This is a genomic window from Olsenella sp. Marseille-P4559 (assembly GCF_900605015.1).
Taxonomy (GTDB): domain Bacteria; phylum Actinomycetota; class Coriobacteriia; order Coriobacteriales; family Atopobiaceae; genus Tractidigestivibacter.
In genome coordinates this window covers 169,167-183,003 of record NZ_LR027575.1, presented here as the reverse complement: position 1 = coordinate 183,003, position 13,837 = coordinate 169,167, and the positions used below count along the sequence as shown (strand labels likewise).

Genomic DNA, 13,837 nt, shown 5'->3' with positions numbered 1-13,837 from the left:
AGATCGTCTCGTGAACTGGTACGGAGGCGTTGTCGAGAAGAACCTCTTGACGCGTCCGGACTTTGTGCACAGCTGGCTCATGCTCGGCTTTCAGGCCATGCGCGCCAAGGTCCACCTGGCCCCCTACAGCGACCTTCTTCCCTCGGGCAACCATGGCTACCAGCTCTTCATGGACTCCGTCGTAGGAGCGCTCGCGGACTTCGGCAATGCCGTGGTCACGAGCATCTTCACTCCCAACGAGATATTCCATGCGCTGGGCGTTCGTCCCGTGACGGCGGAGGCCGTTGCCTCCTTTGCAAGCGGAGCACAGGCAGAGGGCGGGTTCATCTCGGCAGCAGAGGGGCGTGGCATTCCCGAGACGTACTGCTCCTACCACCGCATCCTCATGGGGATGGCAACCTCAGGGGTACTGGGAAGGCCGCGCATGCTCGCGAGCTGCTCGGTAGCCTGCGACGCCAACAACCTCACCTTCAAGACCTTGGGCCGCTTCTGGGGGATTCCGCACGTCTACTTGGACGTTCCCTATGACGTCTCGCGTGACTCGGCACTCTACGTGGCGGACGAGCTTCGCGAGATGGCCAAGGTCGCCGAGGAGGCATCCTCATGCAAGCTCGACGAGAGCCGCCTGCGCGAGATCTGCGCGTGCTCGGAGCGCACCATGCACGCACTCGCTGCCTCGCTCCCCACGCGTCGCGGCCGCTACCTCGCAAACACCATGACCATCGACATGATGGAGATGCTCGACCTTCACCTCTCGCTGGGGCTTCCCAAGTGCGAGGAGTTGGCACACGAGATGCAGCAGGACTTCCTGGCCGCGCCCCCGTACGAGGGCGTAAACCTGGTGTGGGCGCACGTCTCGCCCTACTTCTTGGAGTCGCTGGGGAGGCTCGTCAACACGAGCAAGACCGCCCAAATCGCAGCGTCGGACATGATGTTCGAGTACCTGCCGGAAGGCGATGCGTGGTTCGACGCAACGAACCCCTACGAGTTCATGGCCGAGCGCCTAGTACGCAACTGCTTCAACGGGCCCGCCACGCGCCGGGCAGATTGCATCGAGCGTCTCGCGCGCGAGACGGACGCGGATGCCGTGGTGCTCTTCTGCCACTGGGGCTGCAAGCAGACCGCCGGCGCCGCGCAACTCATACGCCGGCAGCTCGAGGGCGCCGGCTGGCCCGTGCTGGTGCTCGATGGCGACGCCTGTGACCGAGCCAACTGCATGGAGGGACAGATGACCACGAGGTTCTCGGCCTTTCTCGAGATGGTCGACAAGAGAGGACGAAAGGCTGGCCATGAGTAGCGATCACACAGGCGAGGCACCCGTCGGGCACAACGTCCTCTATGCCTGCAAGTACACGCCCACAGAGCTCCTGGCAGGCTTTGGCGCCACGCCGCATATTGCCGAGGCGGACGTTGCGTCCTTTGCCTATGCCGATGCCTTGGCCCACCCCAACCTCTGCGGCTTTGGCAAGGGGCTCATCGAGCGCATGATGGCGGCCGACGCTCGCGAGGCAGTGCTTGTGACCTGTTGCGATGTGGTGCGTCGCGTCTACGACGTGCTGCGGGCCTCGGGTCGCATGGACTTCCTCTTCCTGCTTGACCTTCCGCACCGGAGGGGCCCGGCTGAGGTTGCGCTCTTCCGCAGGAGGCTCAGGGCCCTGGCGGACGCCTATGCCAGCTACTCGGGTGCCACGTTCGACGTCGGTGCCGCCTGCGCAGCGTGCGGCACGGGCGTGGGCCGCGCAGACAACCGTGTGACCCTCCTGGGCGCGCACGCCTCCGCCTCCCTCGTGGCCGAGGTCGAGAAGGACGTGGGGATGCCGGTGGAGAACGCCACCTGCACCAACCGACACCTCAAGGCCTCTCCCCCGCCGCAGCTCGCACGGATGGTCACGGGCCCCGCATGCGGCACCTGCTGCGAGGGAGAGGGAACCAAAGCTGCAGGCGACCCTCTCGACGCCTTCCTCGACTGGTATGCGCCGGTCCTTCTCGGCCAGATTCCCTGCATGCGCATGGACGATATCGCCGAGCGAAAGGAGCTCGTGGGTGGGAGGGGTCAGCAGAGCGTGGTCTACCACACCATGAAGTTCTGTGACTACTACGGCTTCGAATACGAGGCCCTCGCGAGAGAAGATGGGATTCCCATGGTCAAGCTTGAGACGGACGGCACCTCGCAGAGCGAGGGCCAGCTGCGCACCAGGCTCGAGGCCTTTGGCGAGACCCTGCGTGCACGTGGTGGCATGCGACCCAAGCCGGAAGGCCAAGCGACCAAGCCGACTGCCGGGAAGGGTGCCGATGCCGATGGCGCGACCTACGTAATGGGGGTTGACTCCGGCTCCACGTCGACCGACGTCGTCCTCATGGACGCATCACGGAAGATCGTCGCCACGGCCATCGTCCCCACCGGTGCCCGGGCGGCAGATGCCGCCGCACGCGCGATGGGCGAGGCCCTCTCGCACGCGGGAATCTCGGGCGATGATGTGGCGCTGCGCGTGTCGACCGGTTACGGCCGCGACAGCATCGACGGCATGGACTCCTCGGTCACCGAGATCACCTGTCACGCGCGCGGTGCCCACTACCTGGCCCCGGACGTACGCTCCGTCATCGACATCGGCGGCCAGGACTCCAAGGTCATCCACCTCAACCCCAGCGGAGGCGTCGCGGGCTTTGTGATGAATGACAAGTGCGCCGCAGGTACGGGCCGTTTCATGGAGGCCATGGCACGCGTGCTCGAAATGGGCCTCGACGAGTTCTGCCGCCGCGGGCTCGAGTGGCACCACGACGTGCGCATCACGAGCATGTGCACCGTGTTCGCCGAGAGCGAGGTCGTCTCGCTTGTTGCGGCAAACACCCCCACCCCCGACGTGATCCATGGGCTCGACGTCTCGGTGGCAAAGAAGACTGCGACCCTCGCCAGCCGCGTGGGGGCAGAGCCGCCCTTCCTCATGACCGGCGGCGTTGCCCAGAACGAGGGCGTCGTGCGGGCGCTTTCCGAGGTGCTTGGGGCACCCGTGGCCACGCACGAGGACTCGCAACTGTGCGGGGCCATTGGCGCCGCGCTCATCGGCCTGGAGTCGCTCGGGAGGTGCAACGGCGCGGCGTAACGCTGCCGCCGAAGCACCGACAATCGCTGCGGCCTCGTACGAAGGGCCCCTACGGTGCCGGATTGGCGCCCTCCCTAAATGAGGAGGTCCTCCAACGGGAGCTTGGGCACGTGATGGGTGCCCTCGGCATCGCGCCAGTACGCAAGCCCGTGCTCGCCCTCGCTCGTCTCGAGTACCACGCGCTCCCCGCGCACGCCCAGGGCCAGCACCAGCTCGGTGACGTAGCCTTCTGCCGAGACCCCCATGACGTCGTTCACGTCGGGGTCAAAGCTCTTGATGATGCAGCAACCAAGGTCTCGCGACGCTGCCGCCAGCGCGATGGTCTGCGCCGCAATGCCGGTGTCAATCAGGCAAATGGGGTTGGCGGCAACGGCCTTGGGCGCGCATATGGCAATGTAGCCTGCAGGCCTCTCCCCCACAGCGGGGCCGTTCCAGTCACGCAGCAGCGCCGCCCAGTGCAGACGAGGGAAGACCGCCGAGCGCTCCGCAGGCTCAGACACAATGTGGAAGCGCAGGACCTGCATGTTGTTTCCCGAGGGCGCAAAGCGCGCAGCGTTCACCAGCGCGACAAGGTCCCCGTGGCACAGCAGCTCATCCTCGGCGAACCGCCGATGCGTGCGCGACGACCGCACCAGGTCCTGGAAGTTCTTCGAGTTCATGTCCCCACCCCCTCGCCGGGCATGCCCGACGCTCTGCTGCCGAGGCCGGTCCTCGGCAATGCAACCGTATCCAACGCCGCGTCCGCGCTGCGGACGCAAACCCGCTAGACCCCCGCTAGACCCCAGACTCCCCAATCCTTCGGCATGCCTCACGCAGGCGCTCCGGGGGCATGACCAAGGCAAAGCGCACGTATCCCTCGCCTGAGGGGCCAAAGCTCGCACCCGGTGTCACGATGACACCGGCCTTCTCCATGAGCTCAAGGGCAAACGCCTGCGAGTCCATGCGGCCATGCGGAATGCGCGCCCACACGAACATCGACCCATGGGCGTTGGGGCGCTCCCAGCCAACAGCCTCAAGGCCGTCACAGAGCGCATCCCTGCGCTCCTGGTAGCGCAGGCGCTGGCGCTCCACGGAGTCACGTGGTCCCGTGAGCGCGGCGATGGCCGCGTCCTGCTCGGGCAAAAACATGCCAAAGTCAACCTGGCTGCGCAGCTTGCGCGTCGCGGCCACGATGTCCTCGCGTCCCACAAGAAACGAGAGACGTGCGCCGGTCACGTTGAAGGACTTGGAAAGCGAGAGGAACTCCACACCCACATCGAGCGCGCCCGGATAGCCAAGGAAGCTCCCACCGGCAGGGCCGTCGAAGATGATGTCGGAGTAGGCGTTGTCGTGGATGACCACAATGTCGTGTGCCTTGGCAAAGGCAATGACCTGCTCGTAGACCTCGGGCGTCCCCACGGAGCCAACGGGGTTCGCAGGAAGCGAGACCACCATATATCGGGCTGCATCCGCCACGTCGTCAGGAACACCCGCCACCCAGGGGAGGAAGCCATGTTCGGCCGTGAGCGGATAGTACCAGGGCCTTGCCCCAGCCAGGAGGGTGCCGGCCGCAAAGACCGGGTAGCACGGGTCTGGGATGAGGGCCGCATCTCCCGGGTCTGCAAGCGCCGCGCATACGTGACCCATTCCCTCCTGGGTTCCGTGGCAGCTCATGACCATGGAAGGCGTGATCGTCTCCACGCCAAAGCGCGTGCGGTAGTAGTCACATACGGCCCGGAGCAGCTCGTCCTTGTCGTGCAGCGCGTACTTCCAGTTGGCCGGATCCGCGGCGCTCCTTCCCAGCGCCTCGATGATGTGATGCGGCGGCTCGAAGTCTGGCGTGCCAACCGAGAGGTCAAACACCTCACGGCCCCCTGCCTCGAGCTCGCGTCGCCTGGCGTTGAGAGAGGCAAAGACCTCGTCGCCAAACAGGTCGAGCCTGCTTGAGAACTGCATGCGCACCCCTTCCCGGATGCAGACGTAATGTACGCAAGGACTGTAGACCACTGCTGGCCACGGCGCCACGTCTGTCGGCAAGGACGCGTCCGATTGTTACATTGTGCGAAGCCACAGGCAATCCAAGGCGGACAGCGGCATGACGCGCGCTTCCCGAGAGCCAGTCCCAAGCGATTGGGGCTCACCTTCGCATGACGCACAAAGACCCTTTGCCGTTCACCGAAAACCGAATCGATAAACGGCAGCGTTATCGAAAATGTTTGAATCTGCTCGCATTGCTCACCTGCGATGACATGGCAATGTTCCTACGCAATGAGTACATACGGAATGCAATATCCGGTATTTATCTCGCATGTCACATACAAGATGTTGTGTCATAGTAGACAGCGCCACAACACAGCATCGGTTGCGGCCCTAGGGAAACACGCCAAACGCACGGCCGGCAGCTGCACCTCTTTGCCGTCTGCCTGGCATTGTGCAACAGGGAGGGTGAGCACATGAAAATCATCAAGCGCAACGGCTCGGAGGTCACGTTCGACGTCGCCAAGATCGAGAACGCCATCCGTAAGGCCAACATGGAGGTGCCCGAGGACGAGCGCCTCACCGAGCGCGAGATACGCTTCGCCTCCCTCAACGTCACCGACGAGTGCATGGAGGCCGGCCACACCGTCACCGTCGAGGAGGTCCAAGACCTCGTCGAGGACCAGCTCATGGCCCTCGATCACTTCTCCGTGGCTCGCAAGTACATCATTTATCGCTACGTGCAGAACCAGAAGCGCCAGAAGAACACGACGGATGACAAGATCCTTGCCCTCATCGAGTGCAACAACGAAGAGGTCAAGCAGGAGAACTCCAACAAGAACCCCACCGTTGTGTCGGTCCAGCGTGACTACATGGCCGGCGAGGTCTCCAAGGACCTCACCATGCGTAGCCTTCTCCCCGCCGAGATTGTCAAGGCGCACGAGGAGGGCGTCATCCACTTCCACGACGCGGACTACTATGCGCAGCACATGCACAACTGCGACCTCATCAACCTCGATGACATGTTGCAGAACGGCACCGTTATCTCCGGCACGCTCATCGAGCGCCCGCACAGCTTCTCTACGGCCTGCAACATCGCCACCCAGATCATCGCGCAGGTGGCCTCCTGCCAGTACGGCGGCCAGTCCATCTCGCTTACGCACCTGGCCCCCTTTGTCGACGTCTCCCGCAAGAAGATTCGTCGCTCGGTCTATGCCGAGATGGAGACCATCGGCTACAAGGCCTCTCCCGACCAGATTGACACGATGGTCGAGAAGCGCCTGCACGAGGAGGTCGCACGTGGCGTCCAGACCATCCAGTACCAGGTTGTCACCCTCATGACCACCAACGGCCAGGCGCCGTTCATCACCGTGTTCATGTACCTCAACGAGGCGCACAACCCACAGGAGAAGCACGACCTCGCCCTCATCATCGAGGAGATGCTCAAGCAGCGCTACCAAGGCGTCAAGAACGAGAAGGGCGTCTGGATCACACCTGCGTTCCCCAAGCTCATCTACGTGCTTGAGGAGGACAACATCCACGAGGGCGACCCATACTTCTACCTCACCAAGATGGCAGCCAAGTGCACCGCCAAGCGCATGGTGCCCGACTACATCTCAGAGAAGAAGATGCGTGAGTACAAGCTCTCCAGGGGCGAGACCGAGGGCCACGGAGACGTGTACACCTGCATGGGCTGCCGTTCCTTCCTGACGCCCGACCGCTCGGGCAACGGTTACGACAACGTCGCCAAGGCCAAGAACTACGAGTCGGGCAAGCCCAAGTACTACGGCCGCTTTAACCAGGGCGTCGTCACCATCAACCTGCCCGACGTGGCCCTCTCCTCTGACGGTGACATGGACAAGTTCTGGGAGGTCTTCGACGAGCGCCTCGAGCTCTGTCACCGCGCCCTGCGCTGCCGCCACGACCGCCTCCGCGGCACCTTCTCCGATGCCGCACCCATCCTTTGGCAGTACGGCGCACTGGCCCGTCTCGACAAGGGCGAGAAAATCGACAAGCTCCTCTACGGCGGCTACTCCACCATCTCGCTTGGCTATGCCGGCCTCTACGAGTGCGTGAAGTACATGACCGGAAAGAGCCATACCGACGAGGAGGCCAAGTCCTTCGCCCTCTCTGTCATGCAGCACATGAACGACAAGTGCGCCGAGTGGAAGGCTGCCGAGAACATCGACTACTCGCTCTACGGCACGCCGCTTGAGTCCACCACGTACAAGTTCGCCAAGTGCCTGCAGAAGCGCTTTGGCGTGGTCAAGGGCATCACCGACCACGGTTACATCACGAACTCCTACCACGTGAACGTCCGCGAGAAGATTGACGCGTTCACCAAGCTCAAGTTCGAGAGCGAGTTCCAGCGCCTCTCCCCCGGCGGTGCCATCTCCTACGTCGAGGTTCCCAACATGCAGGACAACCTCGAGGCCGTTATCCGTGTCATGCAGTTCATCTACGACAACATCATGTACGCCGAGCTCAACACCAAGTCCGACTACTGCCAGGTGTGCGGCTACGACGGTGAGGTCAAGATCATAGAGGACGACGGCAAGCTTGTGTGGGAGTGCCCGCACTGCGGCAACCGCGACCAGTCCAAGCTCAATGTGGCCAGGCGCACCTGCGGCTACATTGGCACGCAGTTCTGGAACCAGGGACGTACCGAAGAGATCAAGGATCGCGTGCTGCACCTGTAAGTTTGATGGGACCGCCCCCTCGTGGACATGCCCGGCGCTCGCGCACTGCGCTCGTTCGCTCCGCGACTCGCCGTTCACGAGGGGAAGGTCCTTTCTTGCGTATTCTCCCGCGTTGGCACCAACTTGGAGTTGTGCGTACGCACCACCAAGGAAATCTGACAGGCTTCTCGCGTTTGCCCAGTTGGGCGAGAAGGGCCTGGCAACGGGCGCGGATGGTGCGTACGCATGACCCTGGATTTTTGCCAGCGTGAGGCCCCTGGAGGTCCAAATTGGCCGCAGGTCTCGGTCATGCGTACGCACCAGGCCGGTTTTTTGCCACCGGGTGCGCTCGCTCCCTCGAGGCCAAGCAGCCAGTCCGCAAGTCGCGTTCTCCCGCCAGTTAGCAGGCCTTAACCGGCGAGAAAACGCGGCATTCCAAGCCATGCCTCGGTCCTAGCATGCCGCTGCCTGAACTGGCCAAGTTAGATACCTAATCTGGTGCTATATTCGGTATCGAACCTGGTCTAACTAAGGAGTTCTCATGACTGCCATCTTCTCTTCCGCAGCCCTCAAGACGCGTCAGCGCGAAATCAAGGACATCGCCAAGAAGGACGTGGTCCACATTACGGAGAACGGCAACGCTGCCTTCGTCTTCATGAGCGAGGAGCTCTTCGAGGAGCAGCTCGGCAAGGCAGCTGAGGAGGCGGCACTCACCGAGCGCATGCGCGCATGCATTATCAACGGACGAGACGACGTTCGAGAGGGACACTGCATCGAAGGCGTCGATGCTTTTCTCTCCATGATGGGTGAAAACGGAGAGTCCCGTGGCTAAGCTCCTTCTCACCGCGCAGTTCATGGATGACACCCGGACCATCTGGTCCCCCCGTGTCAAGAAACATCTTGTTCGCCTCCTTTCGATGATCGAGTCTTTTCCAGAAAGTGGATTGCCGAACATCCCCTCTTCACTTGTGGAGGAGTTTGGCCCAAGCATCCGCAAGTGCCCCATCGATTTGTATTACCTCATCTACGAGTATGATTCAGAGCTTGACGTGGTTGCGGTCTATGGCCTCGTCCCACAGCGCTCCGCCCACTAGCACGCCTTTCTTCCAAAGAGGTCCCCTATGAACTACGCAACCATCAAGTACTGCGACATCGCCAACGGAGTCGGAGTGAGAACCTCGCTCTTCGTCTCTGGCTGCCGCCTGCACTGCAAGTTCTGCTTCAACGAGGAGGCATGGAGCTTCTCGGCAGGAAAGCCATTCACGCAGCAGACCGAGGAAGAGATTCTCGCTTCGCTTGCCGCGCCATACGTTGACGGCCTATCCGTCTTGGGCGGCGAGCCCACGGAGCCAGAAAACGCCGCGGTCTTGGCACCCTTCCTCGAGCGCGTACGGGCAACGTATCCCGAGAAGAACATCTGGATGTACTCTGGGCGCATGTGGGAGCAGCTCACCGATGGGGGCGACCACGCATCGAAGGACATGGACCGCATCCTCGCCTGCCTGGACGTCCTGGTAGACGGCCCCTTCGTGCAGGAGCTCCACGACATCACACTGCGCTTCCGCGGCTCGTCCAACCAGCGCCTCATCAATGTCCCGGTGACCCTCGCAACGGGCAGCGTCACCATCTGGCAGGATGACCCTCGGTTTGCCGCACACGGGTGGGAGTAGTCGCATGCGGCGGCGACTCGCGGCAGACATGGCACGGTCCCGAGCCACCACGGGCAACGCCACCCAGGCAACCTCGGATGCCTCAGCGGGGTCTGGCACAACGTCGCCGATGTAGTTGGCCTCGAGCACGTGGTCGAACTCGCATTCGGTGATGCCACCGACGACGTCCATCACCTCTCGCCCGCCATCAGGAGCGCCACCATCTTGTCCGTGGCCGCCTCGCAGTTGCTGGTAAGCGCGCGCACCTGCTCTACCGTCGCGTTTTCCACATGGACCCCTGCGCACACGCAGACTGGCTGGCCGCTCGCAAGGCACAGCTTGCGGGCACAGCTCTTCGCGACCTCGCTGTCCTTGTGTCCCGGCACCGTCTGCACCCACAGATCGCAGCTCGAGAGTGCGACCCCACGGACGCATGCCCCGGGGCTCGCCAGGGCAGAGCCGCCAACGTGTGGGAGCGTCCCGCCGTACAGGAAGGCACTCAGGCCCTGGCCCTCCGTGTCAGCAACCCGAAGCGTCACCGCAAGGTCGCCATCCCCGACCTTCACCATCAGATCCCTCACGGCTACCCCTCCCAGGGACGGAACCTCTCGTACTCGATTCCAAACTGCATGAGTATCTTGCCAACCACATGGTCGACCTGCTCGGCAGTCGTCTCGCAGCCATTGTAGAACGTAAGCACGGGAGGCAAGATCACGTAACCGTCCTCTGCCGCCTGCAGCAGGTTGCGGCAGTGGCTGCGGTTGAGCGGCATCTCCCTGGGGACCAGCACGACCTTGCGTCCCTCCTTCACACACACGTCCGCCGCACGCACGAGGAGGTCGTCGTCGTAGGAGTTCACCATCGCAGAGAGGCTCTTCATCGAGCACGGGACCACGATCATGCCGTCCGTCCTGAACGAGCCGCTCGATATGATTGCCGCAAGGTCGCGGTTGTCGTGTACGACATCGGCGAGCGAGAGGACCTCCTCCATCTCAAGGTTGGTCTCGCGGTCGAAGATGACGCGCGCCCCATCGCTCACCACAAGGTGCGTTTCGATGTCGGGCGTGTCGGCCAATGCCTGCAGTACGCGATAGCCCATCTGCACGCCTGTCGCGCCGCTGATCCCTATGATGATTCTCCTCATGTCCCTGCCCCCAAAGTCAGGTGCCTGCCCCTGGCATGGCCTCTCGCCTTGGGGTGCGAGAGGCCATGCCAGGGGCCGGTCGCACGCGCGCGGCCGGCCCGAGCGAGAGCCTACATGATGCCGAGCAGGTGGAACCAGGCCGCCTCCACAAGTACGGCGACGAAGACGACCACCGTGAGGGGGATGCCCATCCTCATGGCGTCCTTTGAGGTGTAGCCAGCTGCGTCGGGACCCTCGCCAACAAGGATCGCAAGGTTGTGGAAGGGCAGGATGTAGTGGATGTTGATGGCCGAGAAGACCATCATCGCAACCGCAAGGTCGGTCACGCCCGAGCCACTCGTGAAGGCGAGGAAAGCCGGGATGCAGATGCCCAGGACTGCCATGACCGAACCCATGAACATGTGGATGATCATGCTGATGAGGGCGATGAGCAGCACCAGGTATATTGCCGAGACGTACGCCGGCTGCGCAACGCCACACGCCCACCAGACGACGGTCATGAGCGTAAGGGCAAGGCACTGCTGACCCTGCCGGCCAATCTCGCCAAGGGCGTTGAGCGGCGCCACCCACACAAGGGCCAGGACAATGATGCCTGCGAGCAGACTCACTGTCTTCTTGTTCAGCGTTATTGCCACGATGACTTCCTTCCATGCCGACCGGCCACGCCGGACGGGCGTCGAGTGCCCGGGTGACTAGAGGCCAAGCTCCCTGGCCCACTTGTCTTTGTCGATCTCGAGGAATTGGGAGCGCACGAAGTCCTGCTGCTGGTCGAACGGGACGGTGCAGTCAAAGATTGCCTTGCACGCGATGCCGTGGACGCGGATGGAGGGATCCATCGCCGGGTCGTTCGAGGGGTCAAGCACGTGGCAATGGCAGCCGGGGATGGCGATAACGTCGGCATCCGCCTGGAAGCGCGTGGTCATGGCCCACATCACGTCGGACATGTCGAAGATGTCGACATCAGGGTCAACGAGGAAAACGTGCTTGAGCTCGGAGAAGGCCGAGAAGGCAAGCATGGCGGCATTGCGCTGGCGTCCCTCGTCATTCCTGCTGGACTTCTTGAACTGCAGGATGGCCACGAACTTGCCGCCGCCGCAGGGGGCGGCGTGGACGTTGAGCAGGCGGCCGGGAATGGCGGTCTCCACCATCTTGTAGATGGATGCCTCGGTGGGGATGCCGGCCATCGAGACGTGCTCGTGCGAAGGCCTGATGCAGGATTGCATGATGGGATGCTCACGCGTGGTGACGGCTGTGACGTGGATGACGTTCAGCGCGGGCTTAGCGTCTCCGGTGTAACCGGGAAACTCGGGCATGGCCTTGCCCGAGTGAGAATTGATGTCCTCCTGGATGGTGTCGGTGACGGAGAGGTAGCCCTCGAGGACGTATTCGGCGTTGGCGATGCAGTTCTGTGGGAGACCGTAAGGCACTTCGCAAGCTCGACAGGTCTGCCGCGCAGGGCACCCGCAATCTGGAGCTCGTTGTAGCCAAGCGGGGTTGTGGGTGCCTCGAAGCCCGCGCACATGTAGACTGCGGGGTCCAGGCCGATGGAGATGGAGATGGGCATGTCACGTCCGAGCTCCCTGTACTTGTCGAGGAAGGCGCCCAGGTGGCGGGAGCCAGGCGTAATCCACATGCCCAGGGTCGTCTCGTCCTCGATGCAGAAGCGGTGGATGGTAACGTCGGAGGTGCCATTCTCCGGATTGGTGCCCATCGCAAGTCCCATGGTGATGTAAGGGCCGGCATCCTCGGGGGTGTTCGTGGGAGCGGGGACGATCTTACGCAGGTCAAAGCCGGGGTCGGTCGCGCGGTAGACAACCTCCTGACAGTCGATGTGGGCGCCATCCCCGATCATCGCGGGTGGGATGGTCTCGTTGAGCTTCTTGCCCATCTCGATGCCGAGGCGCTCGCAGTCCATCCCGATGAGGTTGGCGACGCGGCGGCGACTGGCAAGCATACCAATGACGACCTTGGCGTCATCGAAGCCCTTGACGTTGTTGAACAGCATCGCGGGGCCCTCCTTGGTGGGACGGGCAACCGTTCCGCCAGCCCCAACGTAACGATAGACACCAGACACCTCGGCCTCGGGGTCGACCTCGGTATCGGTCTCGAGGAGCTGGCCCGGCTGGGTCTTGAGGTACTCGAGCGCTCTGCGAAGATCGTGGATCTCTGCCATGTTGCCCTCCAGGTTCTGGTCGGAGCCCATCTCCGACCACGACATCGGGGCAAACGTACAAAAGTGCACCTGATATCGGGTCAAATGAGGGAGCCGTGCACGGCGGCACTATTTCTCGCGGACGGTCAAAAGGCGGCCGCGAACGGCAGCTCCTTGCACCTGTGGACCTAGCAAGCCAGACGGACCTCCAGGCGGCAGAAGTCCTCTCCAAAGGCATCGTTGTAGAAGGCGGCGTCGAGAAGGCACCTGTCGACGACCTCGCCAGCGGGAGAGAGCCCCTGATCGTCAATCCAATCGAGGAGCCGCTTGATGGGTTCGGGGTCGTACGGCATGGCGACCTTGTAGATCACGGCGTAGTCGCCCTCAGGCAGGTATATGGTCTCCAGGTCCTCGGCCATGTCTGTCCTCGGAAGGATGACGATGCTGCCGGCCCCCTCGAGGGGCTCGTCTCCCCTCACCTTGTCCGCCCAGAGGAGCGAGCCGAAGCCACGCGATGGGATGAGGCCCGCCCCAATGATCCTGTTCCATGCGTCCATGAGCGCCAGGTGGAGGTGCTTCACGTCCATCTCGCACGACGGATAGGGCGAGAAGACAGCACGACGGGCGGGAATCCACTCGACGTGCGGCATGTCTACATTCAAACGTCTGGTCTCTATGTGCTCGAAGATCTCCGAGAACTGCACGAGTTCCTCTCGCTGAAGCTGGAGCTGCGCGATTCTCTGGTCGACCTCCCCAATGCGGTCCGAGACAAGGCCCACCATATCCGCTTGTGTGGGCCTCTCGAGAAACTCCTTGATCTTGGCCAGGGTGACGCCCATCTCCTTGAGCAGGCAGATGAGACGCAGGCGTGGTATCTGATCAGCGCTGTAGTAACGGCAGCCGGTCTCGCTCACATACGCAGGAGGGAGCAGCCCGTTCTTGTCGTAGAGGATGAGCGTCTGGCGAGAGACGCCATGAAGCCCTGCCATCTCGCTGATCTTGATGAGGCCCTTGCCCATGTGCCTGTACCACCCGCTTCCCTCGCCTGGGGCACGCCCACCTGCAGCCGTGACCAAAGTGTACTGTTGGTAGCGGGTTTTGACCCCAAGGCTCTCCCTTGTCGTATGCCCCAACCAGGCATGCCCACCAGCCCTAGG

Annotated in this window: 14 protein-coding genes; 6 read left to right on the top strand and 8 right to left on the bottom strand. The window is 62.8% G+C overall.

Annotation, left to right across the window (positions count from 1 at the left end; all coding sequences use genetic code 11):
• Positions 1–10: 10 nt before the first annotated feature.
• Both E0E00_RS12385 and E0E00_RS12380 read left to right on the top strand, forming a co-directional pair.
• Positions 11–1,297, top strand: a complete 1,287-nt coding sequence (locus E0E00_RS12385) for a 2-hydroxyacyl-CoA dehydratase subunit D (RefSeq protein ID WP_130812853.1) — start codon at positions 11–13, stop codon at positions 1,295–1,297.
• Positions 1,290–3,101 carry an acyl-CoA dehydratase activase gene (locus tag E0E00_RS12380; RefSeq protein WP_130812852.1) on the top strand — a complete coding sequence of 604 codons (1,812 nt, stop codon included), beginning with the start codon at positions 1,290–1,292 and terminating at the stop codon, positions 3,099–3,101. Before E0E00_RS12385 ends, E0E00_RS12380 begins: the two co-directional genes overlap by 8 nt.
• Before the next feature lie 74 nt (positions 3,102–3,175).
• Here the strand turns inward: E0E00_RS12380 and E0E00_RS12375 are convergent, their stop codons facing one another.
• Both E0E00_RS12375 and E0E00_RS12370 read right to left on the bottom strand, forming a co-directional pair.
• Entirely contained in the window at positions 3,176–3,760 is a 585-nt protein-coding gene (locus tag E0E00_RS12375; protein WP_130812851.1) for a nitroreductase family protein, read from the bottom strand.
• Between the two features lie 115 nt (positions 3,761–3,875).
• Positions 3,876–5,036 (bottom strand): pyridoxal phosphate-dependent aminotransferase, encoded by a 1,161-nt coding sequence (locus E0E00_RS12370; protein WP_130812850.1) that lies wholly within the window; start codon positions 5,034–5,036, stop codon positions 3,876–3,878.
• Positions 5,037–5,533: 497 nt separating this feature from the next.
• On the opposite strand from E0E00_RS12370, the gene nrdD reads away from it, so the two are divergent.
• From nrdD to nrdG, 4 genes are all read left to right on the top strand, one after another.
• Positions 5,534–7,756, top strand: coding sequence for an anaerobic ribonucleoside-triphosphate reductase (gene nrdD, locus E0E00_RS12365; protein WP_130812849.1), 2,223 nt, complete (start codon positions 5,534–5,536; stop codon positions 7,754–7,756).
• Positions 7,757–8,276: 520 nt separating this feature from the next.
• Positions 8,277–8,567 carry a hypothetical protein gene (locus E0E00_RS12360; RefSeq protein WP_130812848.1) on the top strand — a complete coding sequence of 97 codons (291 nt, stop codon included), beginning with the start codon at positions 8,277–8,279 and terminating at the stop codon, positions 8,565–8,567.
• Positions 8,560–8,829, top strand: a complete 270-nt coding sequence (locus E0E00_RS12355; RefSeq protein ID WP_130812847.1) for a type II toxin-antitoxin system RelE/ParE family toxin — start codon at positions 8,560–8,562, stop codon at positions 8,827–8,829. Before E0E00_RS12360 ends, E0E00_RS12355 begins: the two co-directional genes overlap by 8 nt.
• Positions 8,830–8,856: 27 nt before the next feature.
• Complete coding sequence (gene nrdG / locus E0E00_RS12350) at positions 8,857–9,405, top strand: anaerobic ribonucleoside-triphosphate reductase activating protein (RefSeq protein WP_130812846.1); 549 nt, start codon at positions 8,857–8,859, stop codon at positions 9,403–9,405.
• A 170-nt stretch (positions 9,406–9,575) separates the two neighbouring features.
• Here nrdG and E0E00_RS12345 read toward each other — a convergent pair whose 3' ends face one another.
• The 6 genes from E0E00_RS12345 to E0E00_RS12325 all read right to left on the bottom strand — a co-directional run bounded on the left by E0E00_RS12345 (position 9,576) and on the right by E0E00_RS12325 (position 13,699).
• The gene (locus E0E00_RS12345) at positions 9,576–9,965 is read right to left on the bottom strand and encodes a hypothetical protein (protein ID WP_207302761.1); all 390 of its coding nucleotides are present in this window, start codon (positions 9,963–9,965) and stop codon (positions 9,576–9,578) included.
• A gap of 2 nt (positions 9,966–9,967) precedes the next feature.
• Positions 9,968–10,528 (bottom strand): UbiX family flavin prenyltransferase, encoded by a 561-nt coding sequence (locus tag E0E00_RS12340; RefSeq protein WP_130812845.1) that lies wholly within the window; start codon positions 10,526–10,528, stop codon positions 9,968–9,970.
• A gap of 110 nt (positions 10,529–10,638) precedes the next feature.
• Complete coding sequence (locus tag E0E00_RS12335) at positions 10,639–11,163, bottom strand: hypothetical protein (protein WP_130812844.1); 525 nt, start codon at positions 11,161–11,163, stop codon at positions 10,639–10,641.
• Positions 11,164–11,220: 57 nt separating this feature from the next.
• Positions 11,221–11,877: a UbiD family decarboxylase gene (locus E0E00_RS15225; protein ID WP_256386441.1), complete on the bottom strand. Its 657-nt coding sequence runs from the start codon at positions 11,875–11,877 to the stop codon at positions 11,221–11,223.
• Positions 11,796–12,701 (bottom strand): UbiD family decarboxylase, encoded by a 906-nt coding sequence (locus E0E00_RS15220; protein ID WP_256386433.1) that lies wholly within the window; start codon positions 12,699–12,701, stop codon positions 11,796–11,798. Before E0E00_RS15220 ends, E0E00_RS15225 begins: the two co-directional genes overlap by 82 nt.
• A gap of 167 nt (positions 12,702–12,868) precedes the next feature.
• Positions 12,869–13,699 (bottom strand): MerR family transcriptional regulator, encoded by an 831-nt coding sequence (locus E0E00_RS12325; protein WP_130812843.1) that lies wholly within the window; start codon positions 13,697–13,699, stop codon positions 12,869–12,871.
• Positions 13,700–13,837: the final 138 nt, after the last annotated feature.

Bases quoted from the DNA above. Each gene is read 5' to 3' on its own strand.
- E0E00_RS12380 (WP_130812852.1), top strand. From the start codon at position 1,290: ATGAGTAGCGATCACACAGGCGAGGCACCCGTCGGGCACAACGTCCTC.
- E0E00_RS12375 (WP_130812851.1), bottom strand. From the start codon at position 3,760: ATGAACTCGAAGAACTTCCAGGACCTGGTGCGGTCGTCGCGCACGCAT.
- E0E00_RS12340 (WP_130812845.1), bottom strand. From the start codon at position 10,528: ATGAGGAGAATCATCATAGGGATCAGCGGCGCGACAGGCGTGCAGATG.
- nrdD (WP_130812849.1), top strand. From the start codon at position 5,534: ATGAAAATCATCAAGCGCAACGGCTCGGAGGTCACGTTCGACGTCGCC.
- E0E00_RS12360 (WP_130812848.1), top strand. From the start codon at position 8,277: ATGACTGCCATCTTCTCTTCCGCAGCCCTCAAGACGCGTCAGCGCGAA.
- E0E00_RS15220 (WP_256386433.1), bottom strand. From the start codon at position 12,701: ATGGCAGAGATCCACGATCTTCGCAGAGCGCTCGAGTACCTCAAGACC.
- nrdG (WP_130812846.1), top strand. From the start codon at position 8,857: ATGAACTACGCAACCATCAAGTACTGCGACATCGCCAACGGAGTCGGA.
- E0E00_RS12325 (WP_130812843.1), bottom strand. From the start codon at position 13,699: ATGGGCAAGGGCCTCATCAAGATCAGCGAGATGGCAGGGCTTCATGGC.
- E0E00_RS12370 (WP_130812850.1), bottom strand. From the start codon at position 5,036: ATGCAGTTCTCAAGCAGGCTCGACCTGTTTGGCGACGAGGTCTTTGCC.